At 35.8% G+C, this 6,150-nt stretch carries 5 protein-coding genes; 3 read left to right on the plus strand and 2 right to left on the minus strand.

Annotation, left to right across the window (positions count from 1 at the left end):
- The coding region (locus tag GJU41_RS24355; protein ID WP_154319803.1) for a hypothetical protein at nucleotides 1–354 on the minus strand (354 nt) is incomplete at its 3' end.
- 948 nt (nucleotides 355–1,302) lie between these two features.
- Nucleotides 1,303–1,986 carry an N-acetylmuramoyl-L-alanine amidase family protein gene (locus GJU41_RS24360; RefSeq protein WP_154319804.1) on the minus strand — a complete coding sequence of 228 codons (684 nt, stop codon included), beginning with the start codon at nucleotides 1,984–1,986 and terminating at the stop codon, nucleotides 1,303–1,305.
- 1,033 nt (nucleotides 1,987–3,019) lie between these two features.
- Here GJU41_RS24360 and GJU41_RS24365 point away from each other — a divergent pair.
- The 3 genes from GJU41_RS24365 to GJU41_RS24835 all read left to right on the plus strand — a co-directional run bounded on the left by GJU41_RS24365 (nucleotide 3,020) and on the right by GJU41_RS24835 (nucleotide 5,473).
- Complete coding sequence (locus GJU41_RS24365) at nucleotides 3,020–3,562, plus strand: DUF3967 domain-containing protein (protein ID WP_070874384.1); 543 nt, start codon at nucleotides 3,020–3,022, stop codon at nucleotides 3,560–3,562.
- A 312-nt stretch (nucleotides 3,563–3,874) separates the two neighbouring features.
- A complete protein-coding gene (locus tag GJU41_RS24370; protein WP_070874383.1) occupies nucleotides 3,875–4,783 on the plus strand; it encodes a hypothetical protein in 909 nt (302 codons plus the stop codon).
- A gap of 153 nt (nucleotides 4,784–4,936) precedes the next feature.
- Nucleotides 4,937–5,473 carry a DUF4145 domain-containing protein gene (locus GJU41_RS24835; protein ID WP_212031476.1) on the plus strand — a complete coding sequence of 179 codons (537 nt, stop codon included), beginning with the start codon at nucleotides 4,937–4,939 and terminating at the stop codon, nucleotides 5,471–5,473.
- Nucleotides 5,474–6,150 lie beyond the last annotated feature (677 nt).

The raw sequence follows: 6,150 nt of genomic DNA on the forward strand, positions 1-6,150 counted from the left end.
TAACGTAGGAAAAATCGGCTTTCTCCATGTCGAAATTTGCTTAGCGTATGTTTTCCGCGTTTTGTTGGTAGGACCCCAGAATGCAAATAAAGCTCTTCCGAACTCTGCACTATGAGTAGTTGCAGTTCTTTTTTCTTTTTTACTATTTTCATAACTAAGAATTACTGCATCAAAAGCATATAAAACCTCAATTAAACCATTCTCTTTTTTTACCTCAAGTTCTAATACGTTTATAGAAGAAGACTCTATGTATGTCTTTACAACACTTCGAAATGCACTTTCAAACTCGTCCAACAATCTTTCATTATCCTGCAAAATTTCTAAACTCAACTGACCTGTAACTTTTGAATGCAAGTTAAATCCCCCTTAAATCGTTTTACCTAATTATAACTCATAAGGTTTTTTTTGGTATCTGCTAAAAACTATTAGTTTAAGCTTGTGCTTTTTTTCATAAGTGCTTAAAACCATATAGAGCAAAAAAATTAAAAAAGAACCTGTACGAAATAGGCTTTTGTTGCACCTATATACCGGGGTAGATCAAAGCCCTAAATAAATAATTTTTATTTTTTTAAAATCCGAAGCAGGTTTTAATGATTATTTTTAGCAAGAAATAAAGAAGGGAGGTAGAAAGTAGATGGAATTAAACATCAACTTAAAAACCAAAAGCTTTAAATTCAGCATTTCTCCAAAATTCATCTTCGCATTAGGAACATTCATCACAATAATAAATATCCCTGCTTGATGCTTTGAACATCCAGGACACCCCATATGATTCCTGTCAACGGTACCGGACCGAAGGGGGAATATCGCTAACTATCGCAAAAATCATCAAAAAAACAAACAAAAAGAGAAGGGAATGTTGGTTTTTCTCTTCTCTTTTTTATTAAAAAATTTAAAAAAGATGTGTCCAGACTCAGCCCACCTTGTTCCGCAATCGGGCGCTCTAATTGAAGAAGGATCAGAGAAATGATCAAATTTTATTCTAAAGTAACATGCATAAACACCCTTTTTTTTATGCAGCCAACCGGCTTCTTCCGCAGCTGAAAACGTTGATCTAGCAGCCTTGTATAAAAACGTGCATAAATGATAAATCCAGACAGTGAAAAACCCCTTGATTATCAAGGGGTTTTCTTTTTTGCAACTTCCTCTAGGTTTTATTATGTTAACTAGGTTTGTATAACCTATGCCAATCGATCTGTTTAATTTTAAAGAATTTTCGATAGATTTTGTCCTTAAAAAGGAGCACGAACTCCTTAATGTAAAACACTGAACGGCAATTATGTTCAGTGTTTTCTACTATTTCTACACCTTTTCTACAACAATTCTGTTTGCTGTTTTAAGATGATGTTTAACAGCATCTAACACATTTTGATCGTCTTGGTAAGCTCCTACTTGAATACCATCTACGATAACTCTATGAACATGAATATCATCTTTTCTTTTTAAATTAAATGCTCTTACTAAACCATTCACATGCCCTTGAGCAACTTTTTGACACCAATTTGAACTCTTTAATTTCTTTGCATCATTAGCATTATCAATAAAACCATTCTCGGTCAGAAGAGATGCCATTTTTGTTTCACGCAACACATGAAAATTAGCTTTCTTTTTTCCGCGATCATAAAGATCATTTACCTTCACGATTTCTTCATGCATAATGTTACGATATTGTGCTGTTTTTGATGAATCAGATAAACTATTGTGAACAAAATCTTCATAACCATGGGCTAATCCATTGTAAGCATTTATATGAATGGATAAATAATAATCTGCCCCATAAGTGTTAGCTTCATCTGTACGTTCATTTAAGCTTCGGAAAACATCAGTTGTTCTACTCATTCTTACTTCTACATCTTTATACTCGTTTACGAGAATTTTACGGGTACGAAGTGCAATATCTAAAGTAAGATCTTTTTCCTCCAATCCGTTTCCTACGGCACCACTATCAGACCCTCCATGTCCAGGGTCTAAATACAATTTGAACATTCTTTGCCCCCCATTCTGTTATCAATATTAGAAACCCCTGTGGTTTCCCATATTGATAACTTATGAGAAAACTTTTATGTTGCTTGTACTATGATCACGATAAAAAAACGTTAGGTACCTTAATACTTAACGTTTTTTAGTTACCGATAACCTTTCAATATGTAAACTAATCCTGTATGCCCTATACAATCTACCTACAAACCCATATTCCACTTTCATCATCACACATCACTAAACAACCATAGAACCTTGCTTCCTATCCCTCTATCTCTGCAACTATTTATTCTTGAACCTCTATCCTCCATCATTCCGTCTATCTTTCCTCATCCTAACTTCTATCTCGGACCCTCCTCTTACTCCCTTGGCCAGCGACGCCTTTAAGTACCAGAAGACCTCATCCTACTGTTGGTAGGGTGAGGTCTTCTGGTGTTTACGAAAAAGAAGGAGCCGGCCGAACTACTTTAAAGATAGGACTTTTCCAACAAAATAAAAGAGAAATGAAAATGAATTTGACTTCTCTCTTATTTCTGTCTCATTTATGCTATAGAGTGAGAAAAGAGCATAAGGAAAAACTGATATCACCAAGGGTGATAACCTAGGCAAAGCCTAGTGTTTTAATGATACCAATGAAAATGAAATTATATCCCCTTTACGTCCCCATATTTTGAGGTAATGTCCCTTTCATGTCCCTACAACAATTTATAAATGTCCCCTTTAAGTACCCTACAATTAGTCGTTTTTGGAAATCTATTAGTTGACCTAACAGAAGAATAAATAGAGATCCATTTGCTCTTTTTTCTTGAAGTTCGAGAAAGAAAATATTTAGAGTGTGGGGGAACTTCGGGATTGCGCGAAGAAAGTGAAGCAGAGGAAAAACACTACTTTTAGAAGTTTATCTGGTGCATGACTGACACTTTTATCGTTCATGGCCGCATTGGCAGGAAAAGCTTTATAAATAACGAATGATATACTATGAACCTAAAGATTACTAATGACCGTGAACGTATGACCGTTCAAAGAAGTGAGGGATTTCATGAGTGATAATGATTGGCTGACCGTTGCAGACGTCTCTGAGAAAATCGGGATACCGGTCGAAACTATCAGGAGATACATAAGGAATCACAGCCACCATTTAAAGGTCCGAAAACTTCATAAGAAGTACCAACTTCATGATGAATGTGTGACTGTCATCGAACAGATTAGAGAATTATATTCAGATGGAAAAAGCATTGATGAGGTCGATCGATCCCTTGCAGCCAGTGGTGTTCAGCTGACAATAAACGTTGAACCAGAGGAGCATGACCGTAACCGTGAACGTGATGACCGGATAGAAAAGCAGCTATTAGCAATGAAAACTCAACTTGAGCAGCAGCAGGAATTTAACCACCGGTTATTAGAGAGGTTAGATCAGCAGCAAAAATACATTGATAATCGTCTAGAAGATCGTGATCGAAAATTAATGGAGTCAATTCGACAGCTACAAGAAGAAAAGAAGGCTAGGCTGGAAGCAGCTGCAAGCCAGGAAGAAGAACAGACTGTAAAAAAGGGATTTTGGGGTCGTCTTTTTGGAAAATAGATGCCTAGATTCTATTGAATTTTAGTAGATTGGTAGTTCATAATAGATTCCAACAACCAATTACATAATGGAAAACAAAAAAGCCGTTTCCATAATGTCCGGTATTACCAGTACCGAACGGAAACGACTTTCAGCCTTGAATATCAAGGTTAATCAGATACTGCTATTATATAGGCATAGCCTATTCTATTTCAAGATTAGAATATTTTCCTTTTCTAATTTACATAGGCGACCCAGGCATATCTTTAACCTTTTTTGTATTCAATGGTTGAAGGTATGTCTTTTTTTCTTTTCCTCAAAGGAGATCAAACAATGAGTATTCAAGAGTTAATCAGTGGAAAAGGCTTTATTATGGTCAATAAAGAACTTGCGAAAGCCATTGGTCTTGTACCGGCCACTATTTATGGTGAATTAGTAAGCACGTTCTTATACTGGAAAGAAAGAGATCAATTAACTGTTCTTGAAGATAAGGAATGGTTTTTCTGCACGATCGAAGATCTAGAGGATAAAACAAGCGTTAAAAAGGACTCCCAGAATAAAGCTATTAAAACATTAGAAAAAGAAGGCCTTATTATTACTAAAAGATTCGGCTTACCTGCAAAACGTTATTTTCATATTACAGATAAATACATACAGATCCTATTCGAAAACTACATTTCGGAAAAACCGAAAACTGATAACGACGGTATTTCTAGCGATAAAAGTACGGAAAAACCTCTAGATGATCAGATTTCGGGAAAACCGAAAACTGGATTTCGGGAAAACCGAAAACTACATTTCGGAAAAACCGACACTAATAATAAAGAACTTAATAATAAAGAACTTAATAATAAAATTAAGAGAGAGAGAGATTTATTAAAGGGTACTGAAATTGATCTGGAACTAAAACAGTACATAGGAAATCGATTAGAGGAATTTGCAGCCAAAGATATTGACTTAAAAACCGTTTTGAATTGGATCGAAGCTAATGATGAAATTTACACTTACAGTGAATTTGCAGCTGGCATCAATCAGTTGCTAGAGTTTCCGGAATCTATTAAAAATATCATTCGTTTCTTGAATAAAACATTCTCTAACATAGATCAATACTTGGCAGATTACCGTAAAAAGCAAATGAAAAAGAATACCAGGGCAGTTTCCAAAATAAAAAACAAAACTCAAAACCAAGAAATCAGTAGTTATTCTCGGTCAGTACCATTTTATAATTGGCTAGAAGAATAGAATTTAGGTTCATATTCAAAGATTCATAGACCTTAATTTTAAAAGTTGTAGAGGCCTGTTTGATCATGTTGAGTTTTTCGGGAGTGTCCCGGAATGACCTCAGCTACCGAAAGGTTGGAAAGGATAAAAAATCATTCGTAGGGGTTGAGGAGATTGGTTAGAGGAAATTACGTTGCACCTGAGTTAGGATTAGCAGCATTTAACTGCGCAGTATGTGGTGCTTATAGTCATCAAGTTTGGGATGAAGTTATTCGAGATACAGGCAAGAATTTTATTGCCATACGTGATTGGAATTTCAATAGAGTTGATCATATTAGAATGAACATTAAGATTCCAGCTGCACTTCACATTAATTCTGTAAGTTATTGCCTCCATTGCAAAGAGAGTTCTATTTGGCACGGTCCAAATATGATCTATCCAAGCGAAATAACGGTGGAACCACCAAATTTAGATATGCCGGGGGATATTCAGGCCATATATAACGAAGCCAGATCTATAGCGAACCTTTCTGCTAAGTCTGCAGCTGCGTTATTAAGATTAGCACTGGAGAAACTTCTAGTACATGTCGGTGCTAAGAAAGGCAACATTGATGCTATGATTCAAGATCTTATTGAAAAGGGAATTATTACTGCTTCAGGATCGAAGATCCGCAGGCGGCATTCGCCTTATTTAAAATCCTTAATTTTGTAGTCGATAAGTTGATAACAGAAGAAAAGGACGTGGAGGCTATTTATGCCTTTGTTCCTGAAGGTAAACGTGAAAGCCTTGATAAGCGTCGTGGAGATTAAATAGTTATGATATGTATTTTTTCTTTATTATTATTCAAGAAGTAATTTTTAAAAATGCCCTCCAGGCCTTCATATTGGCCTTTTAAGAGTTGTTTCTTTTATCAACCTAACTTCACTAATGGGAAGGAGGTAAAAAGCCTCTGAGGACCTTCTATGGCGTTTAATGAGGTGCAGGGAAATGATGAGATTACATTGAAACAGCTATAGGTACCGGGATTATCTATTCCTGGTATCTTTTTTAGTTAGGTTTAATCCTTGTTTTAGGTCATAGGAACGGCACTTCGTGAATGAATATCGTCAACAATACCATTACTTTTAAACTGCAAAAAACGAGCAAGAATTATCTTGCTCTCGTTAAATGTAATACCGTCCGCTGATCAGCAGCTGTATTACACTGTTACCTTCCTCATATCTGGTACCTTGAAATAGGTTAAATCTATATATCTTGTGTTTACTTTTAATTCTTTTTCAAAAAAAGTTTCAACAATACATTTACCCCAGAATGGGGTCCTACCAACAAAACGCGGAAAACATACGCTAAGCAAATTTCGACATGAAGAAAGCCGATTTCTCCTACGC

Source organism: Metabacillus idriensis, from assembly GCF_009674765.1.
In the GTDB taxonomy this organism is placed as follows: domain Bacteria; phylum Bacillota; class Bacilli; order Bacillales; family Bacillaceae; genus Bacillus_P; species Bacillus_P idriensis.

Bases quoted from the DNA above. Each gene is read 5' to 3' on its own strand.
- GJU41_RS24360 (WP_154319804.1), bottom strand. From the start codon at position 1,986: ATGTTCAAATTGTATTTAGACCCTGGACATGGAGGGTCTGATAGTGGT.
- GJU41_RS24365 (WP_070874384.1), top strand. From the start codon at position 3,020: ATGAGTGATAATGATTGGCTGACCGTTGCAGACGTCTCTGAGAAAATC.
- GJU41_RS24370 (WP_070874383.1), top strand. From the start codon at position 3,875: ATGAGTATTCAAGAGTTAATCAGTGGAAAAGGCTTTATTATGGTCAAT.